This window comes from Lelliottia sp. JS-SCA-14 (assembly GCF_035593345.1).
In the GTDB taxonomy this organism is placed as follows: domain Bacteria; phylum Pseudomonadota; class Gammaproteobacteria; order Enterobacterales; family Enterobacteriaceae; genus Enterobacter; species Enterobacter wanjuensis.
In genome coordinates this window covers 2218600-2237296 of sequence record NZ_CP141606.1, presented here as the reverse complement: position 1 = coordinate 2237296, position 18697 = coordinate 2218600, and the positions used below count along the sequence as shown (strand labels likewise).

Below are 18697 nucleotides of genomic sequence, written 5' to 3'. Positions count from 1 at the left end.
CGTTAGCGGCTGCGCTTGGCGTGCCGCTCCCGGTTTTCCAGCTTAGCTTCACCCGATTTTTGTAGCGCAACATAGCACGCCCCGCTGCCGCCATGATGGGGCAGCGCCACGCAGACGGCCTGCACGGCGTCGAATTCGGTCAGCCAGCGCGCCAGATAACTGCGCACAATGTTGGCGTGCGAGTTATCTTCCCGGCCTTTGCCGTGGATGATGATCAGGTTGCGCAGGCTGTCCTGCTGAGCCTGCTGAATAAAGGCAAACAGCATCTGGCGGCACTGCTCGACCGGCTGGCGCAGTAAGTTAAGGCTGGCCTGACGCGGGTATTTACCGGTGCGTAATTTATCCATCACGCCCTGCTGAACGCCTTCGCGCTGAAAAGTGAGCGGTTCGGCAAGCGGCAGAACATCAAGGAAGCCGAGCGTGAGAAAGTTATCGAGCTGCGTGGTGTCGATACTCTGGCGGGTGCGCTGATTGCGGCTCGGCTGCCAGGTGATATCGGTGCAGCGTTTCAGGGGCTGGACATCTTCCATGGCGTCAAGAAAAAGGGATTTGTCGTCAGGTTTCATGGTGCTCCTCCAGCGGCATCTGAAGGCGTACTCTACCCGCGCCAGAGGGGTGTTTCAATATCCATGGCCGACGGAGAAAAAATAATCACGCAATGAAAGATATTAATTTGGCTAATATATAACAATGAAGCTGCCTTAAAATAAATTTAATCAATCATTAACTGTATAATTTAAGTTAAAAATAAGTGAAATCAGGCACTCCGATCACTTTATTTTTAGGCGAAAGCTGTTATAACTAAATAAACCTGCATAACGGACAAATAAAGCGGGAGTTGGCAAAAGGACGCACTGCTGTGTGTACTGTAGGGTCTGTCCGATGTCGGCAGGCTCTATTTTTTTATTTCCCTTCGTTAAGCAATATTCCGCGGGCCTGTCTTCTGAACTGAGTTATTAATGACGCGGTTAACGGAGTTTGTCGGGAATCACGTCTCTGGATTAAATAATAAGCGGCTTTGGGTAAAATCTCTTCGACCGGCAACATCACCAGACGGTGCGCCAGGAGCGGATCGCAGCCCAGTTCCTGAGGTAAAATGCTCAGAAAATCACTCTGCGCCACCAGGCTAATACAGGATGAGAATGTTTCGCAAACGACGCCAATTTGCGGTAATTGTGAGCGATAACGGAATATATCCTCCAGCTGTTTATAATAACTCCCGCGCGGCGTAGGCATCGTCCAGTTATAATTCATAAGCTCACTAATTGATTTTGCACCGATGGCCGGATGACCTTGCCGACAAAATATCGCGAAGGGTTTTTCGAACAGTTTTTCAAAGGTAAATTCGTGATCGTAGGGTCCCTGATAATAGGTATTGATGGTGAAATCCAGCTCTCCCTGGCGTAATTCGTTGATCATCGATACCAGCTGCCCTTCCATAATTCGCACTTTCACCTGCGGGTGCTGCTCGTGAAAACGGGTGATCACCGCGGGCATTAAGGTGCGCGCGACGCTGGCCCCCATCCCGATATTGATCTGCCCGCCCTGCAGCCCCTGCCGCTGGCGAATGTCGTCCTGCGCGGCGCGCAGCTCTTCGAGGATCAGGTTGGCGTGCTGATAAAAACTCTCTCCGCACTCCGTCAGCGCCACGCCTTTACTGCGTCGCACAAACAGCTGCGCGGCCATGCCCTCTTCGAGTTCTTTAATGGATTTGGTCAATGCCGGTTGCGAGAGATTCATCGCCCGGCTGGCACCGCGAATACTGCCCTGACGCGCCACTTCAACGAACGCGCGGATCTGATGAAATTTAACCTGAAATGACATAGCTCGACCGATAACCGTTGTTTATCAGAGTAAAGAAATTGTCATCTACTTTAATGGAAATGGATGTGCGAGGGTGATTCCTGAACGGTTAAAACTGTGAAAAATTGGTTAGTGATAAGTAAAAACTATCACAGCGTGAAGCAGTTCACATATTTTAATGATGACAGGAACAGAGATGGATTCACTGACACAATCCCTTGAAAAATTAATGTCTCAGCTGATCGCCTGGCGGCGCGATTTTCACCAGTATGCCGAATCTGGCTGGGTGGAGTTTCGCACCGCGGCAAAGGTCGCGGAGATCCTCGATAACTTAGGCTACGAGCTGGCGATGGGCCGCGACGTGGTCGACGCCGACAGCCGTATGGGCCTGCCCGACGCCGACACTCTGGCTGCAGAATATGCCCGCGCGCGCCAACAAGGGGCGCCGGAAAAATGGCTCAGCGCCTTTGAAGGCGGATTTACCGGCCTTGTCGCCACGCTGAACACCAGACGCCCCGGCCCGACGCTCGCCTTTCGCGTGGACATGGACGCCCTGGATCTCAGCGAAGCCCTCGACGACAGTCACCGCCCGTTCCGCGACGGTTTTGCCTCCTGTAATCCCGGGATGATGCACGCCTGCGGTCACGACGGACACACCACCATCGGCCTCGGGCTGGCGTATCTGCTGAAGCAGAACGAATCCCGGCTGAACGGCACCATCAAACTCATCTTCCAGCCCGCGGAAGAAGGCACGCGCGGCGCACGGGCGATGGTCGCCGCTGGCGCGCTGGACGGCGTTGATTACTTCACGGCGATCCATATCGGCACCGGCGTTCCGGCCGGGACCGTCATCTGCGGCAGCGATAACTTTATGGCGACCACCAAATTTGACGTGCGCTTTACTGGCGTCGCCGCCCACGCTGGCGGTAAACCGGAAGACGGACGCAACGCCCTGCTCGCCGCCGCGCAAGCCTCCCTGGCCCTGCACAGTATCGCGCCCCACAGCGAAGGCGCGTCACGGGTCAACGTCGGCGTGATGCAGGCGGGCAGCGGGCGCAACGTGGTTCCAGCCAGCGCGCTGTTAAAAGTGGAAACGCGCGGCGAAAGCGAGGCCATTAATCAGTATGTGTTTGAGCGCGCGCAGGGTGTGATTGACGGCGCGGCGGCGGCGTACAGGGTGAAAGCTGAGATGCGTCTGATGGGGGCTGCAACCTCAAGTTCCCCTTCTCCGGCCTGGGTGGACTATCTGCGCGAGCAGGCAAGCCAGGTGGCGGCGGTCCATCAGGCCATCGACAAAGTGAAAGCCCCGGCGGGTTCAGAAGATGCCACCCTGATGATGGCCCACGTGCAGCAAAACGGCGGTCTGGCTTCGTACATGGTGTTTGGGACTGATTTAAGCGCCGGGCATCACAATGAGAAGTTTGATTTTGACGAGCAGATCATGGGCGTGGCGATTGAAACGCTGGCCCGTACTGCGATCAATTTTCCCTGGACGCGAGGTGTGTAATGCAGGAGATCTACCCTTTTATTGACGATGCCATCGAAACCCGATGTCAGACCTTTACCGATATTGCCGATGACATTTGGGATCATCCGGAAACACGCTTTGAGGAGTTCTGGTCCTCCGACCGTCTGGCCAACGCGCTGGAGGCGGAAGGTTTTACCCTGACGCGTGAGGCTGGCGGCATTCCCAATGCCTTTATCGCCAGCTTCGGCAGCGGGAAACCTGTCGTCGCCCTGTTAGGCGAATTTGACGCGCTGGCGGGCCTGAGCCAGTCCGCGCACTGCGCCACCCCGCAGTCGGACACGCCCGGCGCAAACGGCCACGGCTGCGGACATAACCTGCTCGGTACCGCCGCGCTGGCGGGCGCGGTGGCGGTCAAAAGCTGGCTGGAACAGCGCGGTGGCAGCGGAACGGTGCGTTTTTACGGCTGCCCTGGCGAAGAAGGCGGCTCCGGGAAAACCTTTATGGTGCGCGAAGGGCTGTTCGATGACGTCGACGCCGCCGTGACCTGGCACCCGGAGGCTTTCGCCGGAATGTTTAACGTCAGCACCCTGGCGAATATCCAGGCCTCATGGCGCTTTCAGGGCATCGCCGCCCATGCCGCGAATTCCCCTCATCTCGGGCGCAGCGCGCTGGATGCCGTCACCCTGATGACCACCGGCACCAACTTCCTCAATGAGCACATCATCGAAAAAGCCCGCGTCCATTACGCCATCACTAACACCGGCGGAATTTCGCCAAACGTGGTGCAGGCGCAGGCCGAGGTGTTGTATCTGATCCGCGCCCCGGAGATGGCCGATGCGCAGCAGATCTACGAGCGAATTGAGAAAGTCGCACAAGGCGCGGCGCTGATGACCGAAACCACCGTCGAGTGCCGTTTCGATAAAGCCTGCTCGAGCTATCTCCCGAACCGCACGCTCGAAGCCGCGATGTACAGCGCCTTACAGCATTACGGCACGCCAGAGTGGACGGACGAAGAGCGCGCGTTTGCCGGGGAGATCCGTCAAACCCTGACCGCCAACGATCTGCAAAACAGCCTGAAAAATATCGCCGCCACGGGCGGAGAGGAAGGCAAAGCCTTTGCCCGCAGAAACCGCGAGACGCTTCTGGTGGAGGAGGTGGCCCCGTACGCCATCACCGATAACGTGCTGGCCGGTTCCACCGATGTGGGTGATGTGAGCTGGAAAATGCCCGTCGCGCAGTGCTTCACCCCCTGCTTCACCGTCGGCACGCCGCTGCATACCTGGCAACTGGTGGCTCAGGGGCGCACGTCAATCGCCCATAAAGGGATGCTGCTGGCCGGGAAAGTGATGGGCGCGACGGCGCTGAACCTGCTGCAGGATGCGTCACTGCTGCAGGCCTGCCGGGATGAGTTTGAACAACAGATCGCAGAACGACCGTACGAGTGTCCGATACCGCATAACGTGACACCGTCACCTTTAAAATAATAAAACACGCAAACACAATAACATAACAACACAACAGTCCCGAGGAACGCCCATGAGTATGTCTTCCATACCTTCGCATTCCCCATCCGGTAAGGTCTATGGCTGGGTTGAGAGGATCGGCAACAAAGTGCCGCACCCTTTTCTGCTTTTTATCTATTTGATTGTGATCCTGATGATCGCCACCGCCGTGCTGTCCGCTTTTGATGTCTCCGTGCGCAGCCCGGCGGACGGCAGCATGGTGGCAGTGAAAAACCTGCTCAGCGTGGAAGGGCTGCACTGGTTTTTGCCGAATGTGATTAAAAACTTTAGCGGCTTTGCGCCGCTCGGGGCGATTCTGGCGCTGGTGCTGGGCGCGGGCCTGGCGGAACGCGTCGGGCTGTTGCCTGCCCTGATGGTCAAAATGGCGTCGGTGGTGAACGCGCGTTACGCCAGCTACATGGTGCTGTTTATCGCCTTTTTCAGCCACATCTCCTCTGATGCGGCGCTGGTGATCATGCCGCCGATGGGAGCGCTGATTTTCCTCGCCGTCGGGCGGCACCCGATCGCGGGCCTGCTGGCTGCCATCGCCGGGGTCGGGTGTGGATTTACGGCTAACCTGCTGATCGTCACCACCGACGTGCTGCTCTCCGGCATCAGTACCGAAGCGGCGAAAACTATCGATACGGCCATGCACGTCAGCGTGATCGACAACTGGTACTTTATGGCCAGTTCGGTGATCGTGCTGACCATCGTCGGCGGCCTGATCACCGATAAAATCGTCGAGCCGCGGCTGGGCACCTGGGAAGGCAGTCGCGATGAAAAGCTGGAGTCGCTCAGCCAGGCGCAGCGCCACGGCCTGCGCGTGGCGGGCGTGGTCTCTCTGCTGTTTATCGCGGCCATTGCCCTGATGGTGGTCCCGGAAAACGGCGTGCTGCGCGACCCGGTGAAACACACGGTCCTGCCGTCGCCGTTCATTCAGGGCATCGTCCCGCTGATTATCCTGTTCTTCTTTATTGTCTCCCTCGCCTACGGCATCGCCACCGGCAAAATCCGCCGTCAGGGCGATCTGCCGCAACTGATGATCGAGCCGATGAAAGAGATGGCCGGATTTATCGTGATGGTGTTCCCGCTGGCGCAGTTCGTGGCGATGTTTAACTGGAGCAACATGGGCAAGTTCATGGCCGTCGGCCTGACGGATGCCCTGGAATCTGCCGGGCTAAGCGGCGTGCCGGCGTTTGTCGGCCTGGCGCTGCTCTCGTCCTTGCTGTGCATGTTTATCGCCAGCGGATCTGCCATCTGGTCGATTCTGGCGCCGATCTTTGTGCCGATGTTTATGCTGCTCGGTTTTCATCCGGCGTTCGCGCAGATCCTGTTCCGCGTGGCGGATTCCTCGGTGATCCCACTGGCCCCCGTATCGCCCTTTGTTCCGCTGTTCTTAGGCTTCCTGCAACGCTACAAGCCCGAGGCGAAACTGGGTACCTACTATTCGCTGGTGCTGCCGTATCCGCTTATCTTTTTAGGGGTATGGCTGGTGATGTTGGTCGCGTGGTATCTTGTCGGTCTGCCAATTGGACCGGGGATTTACCCACGGCTGAATTAAGGGACAAAGGATGCTGAGATTACTCGAAGATAAGATTGCCACACCGCTTGGCCCGCTGTGGATCATTGCCGATGAGCAGTTCAATCTGCGCGCGGTGGAGTGGGAAGAGCACAGCGATCGAATGGTGGAGCTGTTGAATATCCACTATCGCGACGGCTATGAACGTATCAGCGCGACCAACCCTGGCGGGTTGAGTGCGAAGATGGCGGATTATTTCGAGGGCGATCTCAGCATTATCGATACCTTACCGACCGCCACGGCGGGAACGCCTTTCCAGCGCGAAGTGTGGCAGGCTCTGCGCGCCATCCCCTGCGGGCAAGTTATGCACTACGGCCAGCTCGCCGAGCAGCTTGGTCGCGCGGGAGCTGCTCGCGCCGTCGGTGCGGCCAATGGCTCAAATCCGGTCAGTATCGTGGTGCCCTGCCATCGTGTGATCGGACGCAACGGCACCATGACGGGCTACGCCGGTGGCGTGCAGCGTAAAGAGTGGTTATTGCGCCACGAAGGGTATTTGCTGCTTTAGAAATCCAGGCTTTTAGTGCTTAATTTTCTATGATTTAGGTCATTATTCCACAATCAAACTGTGGAATATCAAGAAGATGGCGACGCATTGTCGCCACTTGTCTCTATTGATGGTTTCCCAGGCTTACGCGCACTCCAAAAAGATGTTAAAATTGACCAATATCAATTAAGGCTTGAGCAGACCTATGATCCCGGAAAAGCGAATTATACGACGCATTCAGTCTGGCGGTTGTGCTATCCATTGCCAGGATTGCAGCATTAGCCAGCTCTGTATCCCGTTTACCCTGAATGAGCATGAACTCGATCAGCTTGATAATATCATCGAGCGCAAAAAGCCTATTCAGAAAGGGCAGACGCTGTTTAAGGCGGGAGACGAACTGAAATCGCTCTATGCTATCCGTTCTGGCACCATTAAGAGCTACACTATCACCGAGCAAGGCGATGAGCAGATCACCGGCTTCCATCTGGCGGGCGATTTAGTCGGCTTTGACGCTATCGGTACCGGCCACCACCCGAGCTTCGCTCAGGCGCTGGAAACCTCCATGGTTTGCGAAATCCCGTTTGAAACCCTGGACGACCTGTCAGGCAAAATGCCGAACCTGCGTCAGCAGATGATGCGTCTGATGAGCGGGGAGATCAAAGGCGATCAGGACATGATCCTGCTGCTTTCCAAAAAGAATGCGGAAGAGCGTCTGGCAGCCTTTATCTACAACCTGTCGCGCCGCTTTGCTGAACGTGGTTTCTCTCCACGTGAATTCCGCCTGACCATGACTCGTGGTGATATCGGTAACTACCTGGGCCTGACCGTTGAAACCATCAGCCGTCTGCTGGGTCGTTTCCAGAAAAGCGGAATGCTGGCGGTGAAAGGTAAGTACATCACCATCGAAAACGGTGAAGCGCTGGCGGTTCTCGCCGGTCACTCCCGCAACGTCGCTTAAGCCTCACCTCTCTTCTGCCGGATCGATAAATTTTCGTCATTTATTGATCTGGCAAAACCTTCTCCCCTGTTTCATTCAACATATATAGGTTACTCTTTTAATTACAGACTGTGGTGACAGTAGTAAGGAGACCTGTATGGCAAAGTATCAAAACATGCTGGTGGCCATCGATCCTAATCAGGACGATCAACCGGCGTTACGGCGAGCTGTCTATTTACATCAACGGATTGGCGGCAAAATCAAAGCGTTTTTGCCGATCTATGACTTCTCATATGAGATGACCACCCTTCTGTCGCCTGACGAGCGCACTGCTATGCGTCAGGGAGTGATCAGCCAGCGGACCGCGTGGATCCGCGAGCAGGCAAAATATTACATCGATGCCGGTATCCCCATCGACATCAAAGTGGTGTGGCATAACCGTCCTTTTGAAGCCATCATTCAGGAAGTCATGAGCGAACAACATGACCTGCTGCTGAAGATGGCGCACCAGCACGACAAACTTGAAGCCGTGATTTTTACCCCAACCGACTGGCATCTGCTGCGTAAGTGTCCTTGCCCGGTATGGATGGTGAAAGACCAGCCGTGGCCGGAAGGCGGCAAGGCGCTGGTGGCGGTGAATCTCGCCAGCGAAGAGAATTATCACAACGCCCTGAACGAAAAACTGGTGAAAGAGACGATCCAGCTTGCCGAACAGGTCAATCACACCGAGGTTCACCTGGTCGGGGCCTATCCGGTGACTCCTATCAATATTGCTATCGAACTGCCGGAGTTTGACCCGAGCGTGTATAACGACGCGATCCGGGGTCAGCATCTGCTGGCGATGAAAGCCCTGCGCCAGAAATTCAGTATCGACGAGAAGATGACGCACGTAGAGAAAGGCCTGCCTGAAGAGGTGATCCCGGATCTGTCGGAGCATTTGCAGGCAGGGATTGTGGTGCTCGGCACCGTCGGGCGCACCGGGATTTCCGCGGCGTTCCTTGGCAATACGGCGGAACAGGTAATCGACCATCTGCGCTGCGACCTGCTGGTCATTAAACCGGATCAGTATCAGACCCCGGTTGAGCTGGATGACGAAGAAGACGATTGACGTTTTAATATGAAAAAAGCCGCCAATTATGGCGGCTTTTTTATTGCCGGGTGGCGCTGACGCTTACCCGGCCTACATGTATCGCGTAGGCCCGGCAAGCTTGCGCCGCCGGGCAAAACACACTTACAGCGCTTTCAGAATCGCATCCACGCTGGCCTTGGCATCACCAAACAGCATGTGGGTGTTCTCTTTGAAGAACAGCGGGTTCTGCACGCCTGCGTAGCCAGTGTTCATCGAGCGTTTGAAGACGATAACGTTCTGCGCCTTCCACACTTCCAGAACCGGCATACCGGCAATCGGGCTGCCAGGATCGTCCTGCGCCGCCGGGTTCACCGTGTCGTTCGCGCCGATAACCAGCACCGTGTCGGTGTCGGCGAAATCATCGTTGATCTCGTCCATCTCCAGCACCACGTCGTAAGGCACTTTCGCCTCCGCCAGCAGCACGTTCATGTGACCAGGCAAGCGCCCCGCCACCGGGTGGATGCCGAAACGCACTTTGATCCCGCGGGCACGCAGCTTCTCGGTGATTTCCGCCACCGGATACTGCGCCTGCGCCACCGCCATGCCGTAGCCTGGGGTGATGATCACGGAGTGGGAGTTTTTCAGCATATCAGCCGTGTCTTCCGCCGTGATTTCACGGTGCTCGCCGACTTCTTCGTCACCGCTGGACGACGCACCGTCGGTACCAAAACCACCGGCAATCACGCTGAAGAACGAACGGTTCATCGCCTTACACATGATGTACGACAGGATCGCACCCGACGAGCCCACCAGCGCACCGGTGACAATCAGCAGGTCGTTGCTGAGCATAAAGCCCGCCGCCGCTGCCGCCCAACCGGAATAGGAGTTCAGCATCGACACCACGACCGGCATGTCCGCCCCGCCGATCGACGCCACCAGATGCCAGCCAAACGCCAGCGCAATCACGGTCATCACCAGCAGTGCCAGAACCTGCATACCGGTACTTTCGGTACGCACAAACACCACCAGCAGCAGGAAGGAAACCACCAGCGCCGCGAGGTTCATTTTGTGACGGTTTGGCAGCATCAGCGGTTTAGACGAAATCTTGCCGCGCAGTTTGCCGAACGCCACGATAGAACCGGTGAAGGTCACCGCACCGATGAAGATCCCGAGGAACACTTCGGTCAGATGGATGTTGACCAGAATCGGTTCCATGCCCGGTTCGTGATACAGGTAGCTGTTAAAGCCCACCAGCACCGCCGCCAGACCGACAAAGCTGTGCAGAATCGCCACCAGCTCTGGCATCTCGGTCATTTCCACGCGCTTCGCCAGCCGAATACCGATCGCGCCACCGATGATCATCGCCACCAGAATCCACGCCACGTTGCCGGTATCCGGCCCGAAGATGGTCGCAATCAGCGCGATCGCCATACCGGCGATACCGAAGTGGTTCCCGCGCTGCGACGTTTCGTGTTTCGAAAGCCCCGCCAGACTGCAGATAAACAGGATTGCAGCAACAATGTATGCCGCTGTGACTAATCCTCCAGACATATGCTACCCCTTAGCCTTTACGAAACATTTTCAGCATGCGCTGAGTCACGGTGAAACCACCGAAAATATTGATACTGGCGATCAGCACCGCGATAAAGCTCAGGAAGCTAATCCAGCCGCCGTGACCAATCTGCAGTAACGCCCCCACCACGATAATCCCTGAAATGGCGTTCGTGACCGACATTAAAGGCGTGTGCAGCGCGTGAGACACGTTCCACACCACGTAGTAACCGACAACACACGACAGCGCGAAGACGGTGAAGTGGCCGAGGAACTCTTTCGGTGCCACGTCAGCCAGCCAGCCGAAGAGAATAATCACCAGCGCCATCAGGGCATATTTACGCCACGGAGAGACCGGTTGAGCCGGTTCTTTCGGTGCAGGAGCCGCTTTTGGTGCGGCCTGAGGCTGAGCGGAAACCTGAATCGGCGGGGCCGGCCAGGTGATTTCGCCGTCACGGATCACCGTCACGCCGCGCACCACCACATCATCAAAATCAACAACCACGTTGCCGTCTTTCTCTTTGCAGAGCAGTTTCAGCAGGTTAACGAGGTTGGTGCCGTACAGCTGAGAAGACTGGGTTGGTAGACGGCCAGGCAGGTCGGTGTAACCGATGATCTTCACGCCGTTCGCCGTGGTCATCACTTCGTTCGGCACCGTGTATTCACAGTTGCCGCCGTTCTGCGAGGCCAGATCGACAATCACGCTCCCGGCTTTCATGGAATCAACCATTTCGCGGGTGATCAGCTTCGGAGCCGGTTTACCCGGGATCAGCGCGGTGGTGACGATGATATCGACATCTTTCGCCTGGGCCGCAAAGAGTTCCATTTCCGCTTTGATGAAGGCTTCGGACATCACTTTGGCGTAGCCATCACCGCTGCCCGCTTCTTCTTTGAAGTCCAGCTCGAGGAACTCAGCGCCCATACTCTGGACCTGTTCTTTCACTTCCGGGCGGGTATCAAAGGCACGAACGATGGCGCCGAGGCTGTTGGCCGCGCCGATGGCCGCAAGACCGGCCACACCGGCACCGATCACCATCACTTTCGCCGGAGGAACTTTGCCCGCCGCGGTGATTTGACCGGTAAAGAAGCGACCAAACTCATGGGCGGCTTCGACGATCGCACGATAACCGGCGATGTTCGCCATTGAACTCAGCGCATCCAGCGACTGGGCGCGGGAGATACGCGGCACGGAGTCCATCGCCATGACGGTGACACCGCGCGCGGCGAGTTTCTCCATCAGCTCCGGATTCTGCGCAGGCCAGACGAAGCTCACCAGCGTCGTGCCCGGATTCAGTAAGGCAATTTCGCTCTCGGTTGGCGCATTCACTTTCAGAATCACCGGCGACTGCCAGATCTCAGCCTCACTCACGACCTCAGCGCCAGCCTGAATAAATGCCTCGTCATCGAAACTCGCCAGTTTGCCCGCGCCGCTTTCAACCGCGACGGTAAAACCCAGTTTAAGCAGCTGCTCGACCGTTTTCGGCGTGGCAGCAACGCGGGTTTCATTGGCTAACCGTTCTTTTGGTACCCCAATACGCATAGTTTTCCCTTCCATCGGTTCTTGATGATGGTTTGTCGATAAATGACCGCGATTTGCATAAGCGTCGCCAGTGAGTCCTGGCTGATGAATAATCACGGAAAATAAAACAGTAACAAACTTTCTATAACCTACTGAAAATACCGCCTGTGATCTACAGCAAGAAAACACTATTTCTGACTTTATCTGTGAAAAATAAGTGATCGCCGTCTCTGACAGCGATATTTACCTTAATTTCCTCGCCAGGCCCGATAAATAGCTCAAGCGAAGCGGTAAAAACATGATATAGCGCCGTATTAAAACAACTTATTAACATTAAATTAACTTGTAAAAGTCATATGCTTAATCAGTTTTACTGCTCAAACCCCTGTTTACTCGACATATCAGTAAATGTTATCGAATTTGATCCTGTCGGGAGCACAGGGAGTGAAAAATGCCGCAGACAGCGACGGGTTTTAAATGCCATAATCGGCGACGATTTCAAATTAACAACAACACCAGTATATGGTTTGCGCAAGGCGAAGGATTATTTTTATGAAGCTTAAGAACACTCTCCTGGCGTCCGCACTTCTTACTGCGACCGCCCTGTCCGCAAATGCCGCGACAGAGTTGACGCCAGAGCAAGCGGCAGCGTTGAAACCTTACGATCGCGTGACGATTACCGGTCGTTTTAACGCTATTAGCGATGCCGTACGCGCAGCCTCCGCTCGCGCAGACAAAGAAGGCGCTGCCTCTTTTTACGTTGTGGATACTTCCGATTACGGTAGCGGCGGCAACCTGCGCGTCGTGGCCGATCTGTACAAACAAGATGCCCCGAAAGCTGACGCACCGAAAAACCGCGTGATCAATGGTGTCGTTGAGCTGCCGAAGGATCAGGCCGTTGCGCTGGAACCCTTTGACACCGTGACCGTTCAGGGCTTCTACCGCAGCCAGCCAGAAGTGAACGATGCCATCACCAAAGCGGCGAAAGAGAAAGGCGCAGCCTCTTTCTACATCGTGCGCCAGATTGACGCCAACCAGGGCGGCAACCAGCGTATCACCGCGTTCATCTACAAAGCGGATGCCAAAAAACGTGTTCTGCAGAGCCCTGACGCCATCCCGGCTGATTCAGAAGCAGGCCGCGCTGCCATCGCTAAAGGCGGCGAAGAAGCGAAGAAAGTGGAAATCCCGGGCGTTGCGACCACTGCCACACCAAGCTCTGACGTGGGTCGTTTCTTTGAAACGCAGACCACCAAAGGCGGTCGTTACACTGTCACCCTGCCGGACGGCACAAAGATTGAAGAGCTGAACAAAACCACTGCCGCGCAGATGGTGCCTTTCGACAGCATCAAGTTCACCGGAAACTACGGCAACATGACCGAAGTCTCCTATCAGGTGGCGAAGCGTGCCGCGAAGAAAGGGGCTAAGTATTACCACATCACCCGCCAGTGGCAGGAACGTGGTAACAACCTGACCGTCAGCGCTGACCTGTACAAGTAACAAAACAATGTTGAAAAGGCGGCGCAATGCCGCCTTTTTTGTAACTTTTTTCTTATTTCTGCCTCACATCATTGCATGCCCGCAATACACTCCGTAAAATCCCGCGCCTTAGTGTGATCCACCATTTTTATGCGCTTGTGCGAAATAATTATTCTGGATTTGGACCTTTCATAACAGGAAGCCAATGGAAAAGAAACTTGGCCTAAGCGCTTTAACTGCGCTCGTTTTAAGCTCCATGCTCGGCGCGGGCGTATTCAGTTTGCCGCAGAATATGGCGGAAGTCGCGAGCCCCGCGGCGCTGCTCATCGGCTGGGGGATCACCGGCGTCGGGATCCTGCTGCTGGCCTTTGCCATGCTTTTGCTCACGCGCATCCGCCCGGACCTTGACGGCGGAATATTCACTTACGCCCGCGAAGGGTTTGGCGAGCTGATTGGCTTCTGCTCGGCCTGGGGTTACTGGCTCTGCGCGGTGATCGCCAACGTCTCCTATCTGGTCATTGTCTTCTCGGCCCTCAGCTTCTTTACCGATACGCCTGAGCTGCGTTTCTTCGGCGACGGTAACACCTGGCAATCCATCGTTGGCGCATCGGTCCTGCTGTGGCTGGTTCACTGGCTGGTGCTGCGCGGCGTGCAGACCGCGGCGAGCATTAACCTGGTGGCGACGCTGGCAAAACTGGTTCCGCTGGGCCTGTTCATCGTGCTCGCGTTCATCGCGTTTCGTCTCGACGTCTTTAGCCTTGATTTCAGCGGTGTCGCCCTCGGCGTGCCGGTCTGGGCGCAGGTGAAAAACACCATGCTCATCACCCTGTGGGTGTTTATCGGTGTGGAAGGCGCGGTGGTGGTGTCGGCGCGAGCCCGCAACAAGCGCGACGTAGGCCGCGCCACGCTGCTGGCAGTCCTGGCTGCCCTGAGCGTCTACCTGATGGTGACGTTGCTCTCCATCGGCGTCGTCGCGCGTCCCGAACTGGCGCAAATGCGCAACCCGTCGATGGCGGGCCTGATGGTCAAAATGATGGGTTCCTGGGGCGACGTGGTGATTGCCGCGGGGCTGATTGTCTCGGTCTGCGGCGCGTACCTGAGCTGGACCATTATGGCCGCAGAAGTGCCCTTCCTGGCCGCGACGCACAAAGCCTTCCCGCGCATGTTTGCCCGTCAGAACAAAAACAGCGCGCCGTCTGCGTCCCTATGGCTGACCAACATCAGCGTGCAGGTCTGTCTGGTGCTGATCTGGCTCACAGGTTCGGACTATAACACCCTGCTGACCATTGCCTCCGAGATGATTCTGGTACCCTATTTCTTAGTCGGTGCCTATCTGTTAAAAATAGCTGCCCGCCCGGCGCATTACGTGGTCGGTGTCGGTGCCTGTCTCTACGGGCTATGGTTATTGTATGCTTCAGGGCCAATGCACCTGCTGCTGTCGGTGGTGCTGTATGCGCCGGGTCTGCTGGTGTTTATCTACGCCCGCCGCACGCATCAGCTCGGACACGCGCTGAAGCGCCGTGAAATGGCGTTGATTGGTATGTTACTGGTTGCTGCCGTACCGGCGACCTGGATGTTAATGGGATAAGCGCGTTTTTCCCATTGTCGAAGGAATATGGAGAACACGATGGGAAAAGCACCGCAACGCCCGATTCTGATTACTGGCGCAGGCCGACGCATCGGCCTCGCCCTTGCCCACCACTTCCTCAATCAGCGCCAGCCGGTGATCGTCAGTTACCGGACGGAATACGGATCCATTGCAGGATTGAGAAACGCAGGCGCGGTCTGCATTCAGGCGGATTTCTCCACGGACGCCGGGATTCTGGCATTTGCTGACACCGTGAAATCCACCACTGACGGCCTGCGCGCTATCGTGCATAACGCCAGCGCCTGGCAGGCAGAAAAACCGGGCACGCCGCTGAGCGACACCCTCGCAGCGATGATGCAGATCCACGTTCACGCCCCCTATTTGCTCAACCACGCCCTGCAGGATCTGCTGTGCGGGCACGGCCATGCCGCGAGCGATATCATTCATTTCACCGATTACGTGGTGGAGCGCGGAAGCGACAAGCACATCGCCTATGCGGCAAGCAAAGCGGCGCTGGATAACATGACCCGCTCGTTTGCCCGCAAGCTCGCGCCAGAGGTCAAAGTCAACGCCATCGCCCCGTCGCTGATTCTGTTTAACGACCACGATGACGCGGAATATCGCCAGAAAGCGCTCAATAAATCGCTGATGAAAATCGCGCCGGGTGAGAAAGAGGTGATCGATCTTATCGACTACCTGCTGACCAGTTGCTACGTGACAGGCCGCTCATTCGGCGTGGACGGCGGTCGTCCGCTGAATTAGTGGAAACGGCTCCAGAAGAAGATCAACACCCAGGCGCTGAGGCTCCAGCAGACCACTGCCCCGCCCAGCGCCAGCGGTAACCGCATCATGGCGGTGAAATACCACAGAGAAAGCAGATAGATAAAATAGGGAATGATCGACCACATGCCAAACACGATGGTGGTCCGCAGCGCCTCAATTCCCCGCTCAGACGCCACAATATAGTGAGCGATCAGCGCAAAGGTCGGGAACAGTGGAATCAGCCCGGCGATATAGTAATTTTTGGTCTTCGCCAGAATGCCAATCAACACGACCACCAGCGCACCCAGCGCGGCTTTGATCAAAAGCGCCATCCTTTTCCCTTAACAATCAAATAACAATAACGGCCAGCATAACGGAACTGGGGTTAATTTTGAAAGATTAATGGAAGGTTAAGGTTGCGCGGTGTATGTTGGCTTTTTTCACGAAAACAGACGTTGTATGAATAAGATCGTTTTTGTTGAGGACGAACCGGAAGTCGGCCAGCTGATCGCCGCCTATCTGGGAAAACACGATATGGACGTTATCGTTGAGCCGCGAGGCGACCGTGCGGAAGAGGTGGTGCTCCGCGAAAAGCCCGATCTGGTGCTGCTCGATATCATGCTCCCCGGCAAAGACGGGATGACCGTGTGCCGCGATTTGCGCGCGCAATGGGACGGCCCGATAGTGCTGCTCACCTCCCTCGACAGCGACATGAACCACATTCTGTCGCTGGAAATGGGCGCGAACGACTATATTCTCAAAACCACGCCGCCTGCGGTGCTGCTGGCGCGCCTGCGGCTACACCTGCGCCAGCGCGTCGTCACCGAAAGCCAGACGTCGTCTGCGGCACTGACCCCGCACAAAGCCATGCGCTTTGGCACCCTGTCGATCGACCCCGTTAACCGTCAGGTACTGCTTTCCGGCGTGGATATCGCCCTGTCGACCGCCGATTTTGATCTGCTGTGGGAGCTGGCGACCCACGCCGGACAGATTATGGATCGCGACGCCCTGCTGAAAAACCTGCGCGGCGTGAGCTACGACGGGATGGATCGCAGCGTTGACGTTGCCATTTCGCGCCTGCGTAAAAAGCTGCTGGATAACGCCACCGAGCCGTATCGCATCAAAACCGTGCGAAACAAAGGCTATCTGTTCGCACCGCACGCCTGGGAAACCTGATAGCCAGACACGCGGAGCTCTAGCGCTGAAATATCGCCAGAAGATAAGAGAGGCTGCAGCTCCACCAGCTTCTCTTCCGGAGAGGATGCTCATACTTTGAATCAGCGCATTGAAATGAGAGTTACTCTTCAGCGATATTATTCGAACAAATCACATTAAGGATGATAACCATGAAAACCTTCGTGCTACCCTGGTTTATTTTCATTAACGTATACGGTTGCATTACGCTTGCAAATCAGTTGAGTGAGTCATGGTTTGATGGCTCAGGCATACCCATGTTCATCGCTATTCCCTTTCTTTGCGTGACCAACTTCATCGCTGCAAAATCTCTAAAGCGCTCTTAACCGTCGTCCTCCATATCCAGCACATCATAGGTGTTGTCAGCCAGCGCAAACCCTGCTTTTATAGCACCCCTGAGGGCACGTGAGACGGAGCGCCCCAACAAAACCGAGCTAAGTCGTAGTACTACGGGTGACCATTCATGAAAAAGCTGTTTGTGCAGTTTTATCTTTTACTGTTTGTCTGTTTTCTGGTCATGACCATGTTGGTCGGGCTGGTCTACAAATTCACCGCCGAGCGCGCGGGCAGGCAGTCGCTGGATGACCTGATGAAAAGCTCGCTCTATCTGATGCGCAGCGAACTGCGGGAAATCCCGCCGCACGACTGGGCGAAGACGCTGAAAGAGCTGGATCTGAATCTGTCGTTTAATATGCGCATCGAGCCACTCAAAAATTACGATCTCGATGCCCCGACCACCCAGCGCCTGCGCGATGGCGACATCGTGGCGCTTGACGATCAGTACACCTTTATCCAGCGCATTCCGCGCAGCCATTACGTGCTGGCGGTCGGCCCGGTTCCTTATCTCTATTTTATGCATCAGATGCGGCTGCTCGATATGGCACTGCTGGCGTTTATCGCCATCTCGCTGGCCTTCCCGGTGTTTATCTGGATGCGGCCCCACTGGCAGGACATGTTGCGTCTGGAATCCGCCGCGCAGCGTTTTGGCGAAGGGCATTTTACCGAGCGCATCCACTTTGACAGCGCCTCCAGTTTTGAGCGCCTGGGCGTCGCCTTTAACCAGATGGCCGATAACATCAACGCCCTGATCGCCAGTAAAAAAGCGCTGATCGACGGCATCGCCCACGAACTGCGCACCCCGCTGGTGCGCCTGCGCTATCGCCTGGAGATGAGCGAAAACCTGACGGAGGCCGAATCCCTGGCGCTCAATCGCGATATCGGCCAGTTGGAAGCGCTGATCGAGGAACTCCTGACCTACGCCCGTCTCGATCGTCCGCAGAATGAACTCAAACTCAGCACGCCCGATCTGTCGGCGTGGATCCACAGTCATATTGAGGATGTGCAGAGCGTGAATCCGCAGCGCACGCTGCTGCTGGACAACAGCCCTGGCGATTACGGTGCGCTGGATATGCGCCTGATGGAGCGCGTGCTGGATAACCTGGTCAATAACGCCCTGCGCTACAGCGAAAGCCAGCTGCGTATTAGCTTGCACCTGAACGGCAGCGAGGCAAGTTTAGCCGTCGAAGACGATGGCCCCGGCATTGCCGCCGACGAACGCGAGCGGGTGTTTGAGCCGTTCGTGCGTCTGGACCCCAGCCGCGACCGCGCGACGGGCGGCTGCGGTCTGGGGCTGGCGATTGTCCACTCGATTGCTCAGGCGATGGGCGGTCACGTCAGCTGTGAGGAAAGCGATCTCGGCGGCGCGAAGTTCTGCTTTAGCTGGCCGGTGTACCACAACATCACCCTTCCCGTGACCGTCTGACGC

General features: G+C 56.3%; 16 protein-coding genes. 11 read left to right on the top strand and 5 right to left on the bottom strand.

Going from position 1 to position 18697, the window contains the following annotated elements:
• Positions 1-2 precede the first annotated feature (2 nt).
• Both smrA and U9O48_RS10495 read right to left on the bottom strand, forming a co-directional pair.
• A complete protein-coding gene (gene smrA, locus U9O48_RS10500) occupies positions 3-566 on the bottom strand; it encodes a DNA endonuclease SmrA (RefSeq protein ID WP_282493232.1) in 564 nt (187 codons plus the stop codon).
• A 337-nt stretch (positions 567-903) separates the two neighbouring features.
• Positions 904-1824: a LysR family transcriptional regulator gene (locus tag U9O48_RS10495; RefSeq protein ID WP_285144623.1), complete on the bottom strand. Its 921-nt coding sequence runs from the start codon at positions 1822-1824 to the stop codon at positions 904-906.
• A gap of 175 nt (positions 1825-1999) precedes the next feature.
• Between U9O48_RS10495 and U9O48_RS10490 the strand changes: the two genes are divergently transcribed.
• The 6 genes from U9O48_RS10490 (at position 2000) to uspE (ending at position 8881) form a co-directional block, all read left to right on the top strand.
• Positions 2000-3310, top strand: coding sequence for a M20 family metallo-hydrolase (locus U9O48_RS10490; protein WP_324724270.1), 1311 nt, complete (start codon positions 2000-2002; stop codon positions 3308-3310).
• Positions 3310-4755, top strand: coding sequence for a M20 family metallopeptidase (locus U9O48_RS10485; RefSeq protein WP_324724269.1), 1446 nt, complete (start codon positions 3310-3312; stop codon positions 4753-4755). The genes U9O48_RS10490 and U9O48_RS10485 overlap by 1 nt, the downstream gene beginning before the upstream one ends.
• Before the next feature lie 52 nt (positions 4756-4807).
• Positions 4808-6334: a p-aminobenzoyl-glutamate transporter gene (gene abgT, locus U9O48_RS10480; protein WP_282493236.1), complete on the top strand. Its 1527-nt coding sequence runs from the start codon at positions 4808-4810 to the stop codon at positions 6332-6334.
• Between the two features lie 10 nt (positions 6335-6344).
• A complete protein-coding gene (gene ogt / locus U9O48_RS10475) occupies positions 6345-6857 on the top strand; it encodes a methylated-DNA--[protein]-cysteine S-methyltransferase (protein ID WP_282493237.1) in 513 nt (170 codons plus the stop codon).
• A 184-nt stretch (positions 6858-7041) separates the two neighbouring features.
• Positions 7042-7794 carry a fumarate/nitrate reduction transcriptional regulator Fnr gene (fnr, locus tag U9O48_RS10470; RefSeq protein WP_014070017.1) on the top strand — a complete coding sequence of 251 codons (753 nt, stop codon included), beginning with the start codon at positions 7042-7044 and terminating at the stop codon, positions 7792-7794.
• A 136-nt stretch (positions 7795-7930) separates the two neighbouring features.
• Entirely contained in the window at positions 7931-8881 is a 951-nt protein-coding gene (gene uspE / locus U9O48_RS10465) for a universal stress protein UspE (protein WP_282493238.1), read from the top strand.
• Positions 8882-9004: 123 nt separating this feature from the next.
• Here uspE and pntB read toward each other — a convergent pair whose 3' ends face one another.
• Positions 9005-10393 carry a Re/Si-specific NAD(P)(+) transhydrogenase subunit beta gene (gene pntB / locus U9O48_RS10460; protein WP_100780347.1) on the bottom strand — a complete coding sequence of 463 codons (1389 nt, stop codon included), beginning with the start codon at positions 10391-10393 and terminating at the stop codon, positions 9005-9007.
• Between the two features lie 10 nt (positions 10394-10403).
• On the bottom strand, positions 10404-11933 hold the full coding sequence (gene pntA, locus U9O48_RS10455; protein ID WP_282493239.1) for a Re/Si-specific NAD(P)(+) transhydrogenase subunit alpha: 1530 nt from the start codon (positions 11931-11933) through the stop codon (positions 10404-10406).
• A gap of 531 nt (positions 11934-12464) precedes the next feature.
• Between pntA and ydgH the strand changes: the two genes are divergently transcribed.
• The 3 genes from ydgH (at position 12465) to folM (ending at position 15738) form a co-directional block, all read left to right on the top strand.
• A complete protein-coding gene (gene ydgH, locus U9O48_RS10450; protein WP_282493240.1) occupies positions 12465-13409 on the top strand; it encodes a DUF1471 family protein YdgH in 945 nt (314 codons plus the stop codon).
• Positions 13410-13593: 184 nt separating this feature from the next.
• On the top strand, positions 13594-14976 hold the full coding sequence (locus U9O48_RS10445; protein ID WP_324724267.1) for an amino acid permease: 1383 nt from the start codon (positions 13594-13596) through the stop codon (positions 14974-14976).
• 39 nt (positions 14977-15015) lie between these two features.
• Positions 15016-15738, top strand: a complete 723-nt coding sequence (gene folM / locus U9O48_RS10440) for a dihydromonapterin reductase (protein WP_324724266.1) — start codon at positions 15016-15018, stop codon at positions 15736-15738.
• Here the strand turns inward: folM and U9O48_RS10435 are convergent.
• Positions 15735-16070 (bottom strand): GlpM family protein, encoded by a 336-nt coding sequence (locus U9O48_RS10435; protein ID WP_095281854.1) that lies wholly within the window; start codon positions 16068-16070, stop codon positions 15735-15737. The genes folM and U9O48_RS10435 overlap by 4 nt on opposite strands.
• Positions 16071-16197: 127 nt before the next feature.
• On the opposite strand from U9O48_RS10435, the gene rstA reads away from it, so the two are divergent.
• Positions 16198-16914: a two-component system response regulator RstA gene (gene rstA / locus U9O48_RS10430; protein ID WP_282493243.1), complete on the top strand. Its 717-nt coding sequence runs from the start codon at positions 16198-16200 to the stop codon at positions 16912-16914.
• A gap of 481 nt (positions 16915-17395) precedes the next feature.
• Positions 17396-18694, top strand: a complete 1299-nt coding sequence (rstB, locus tag U9O48_RS10425; RefSeq protein ID WP_285155319.1) for a two-component system sensor histidine kinase RstB — start codon at positions 17396-17398, stop codon at positions 18692-18694.
• Positions 18695-18697: the final 3 nt, after the last annotated feature.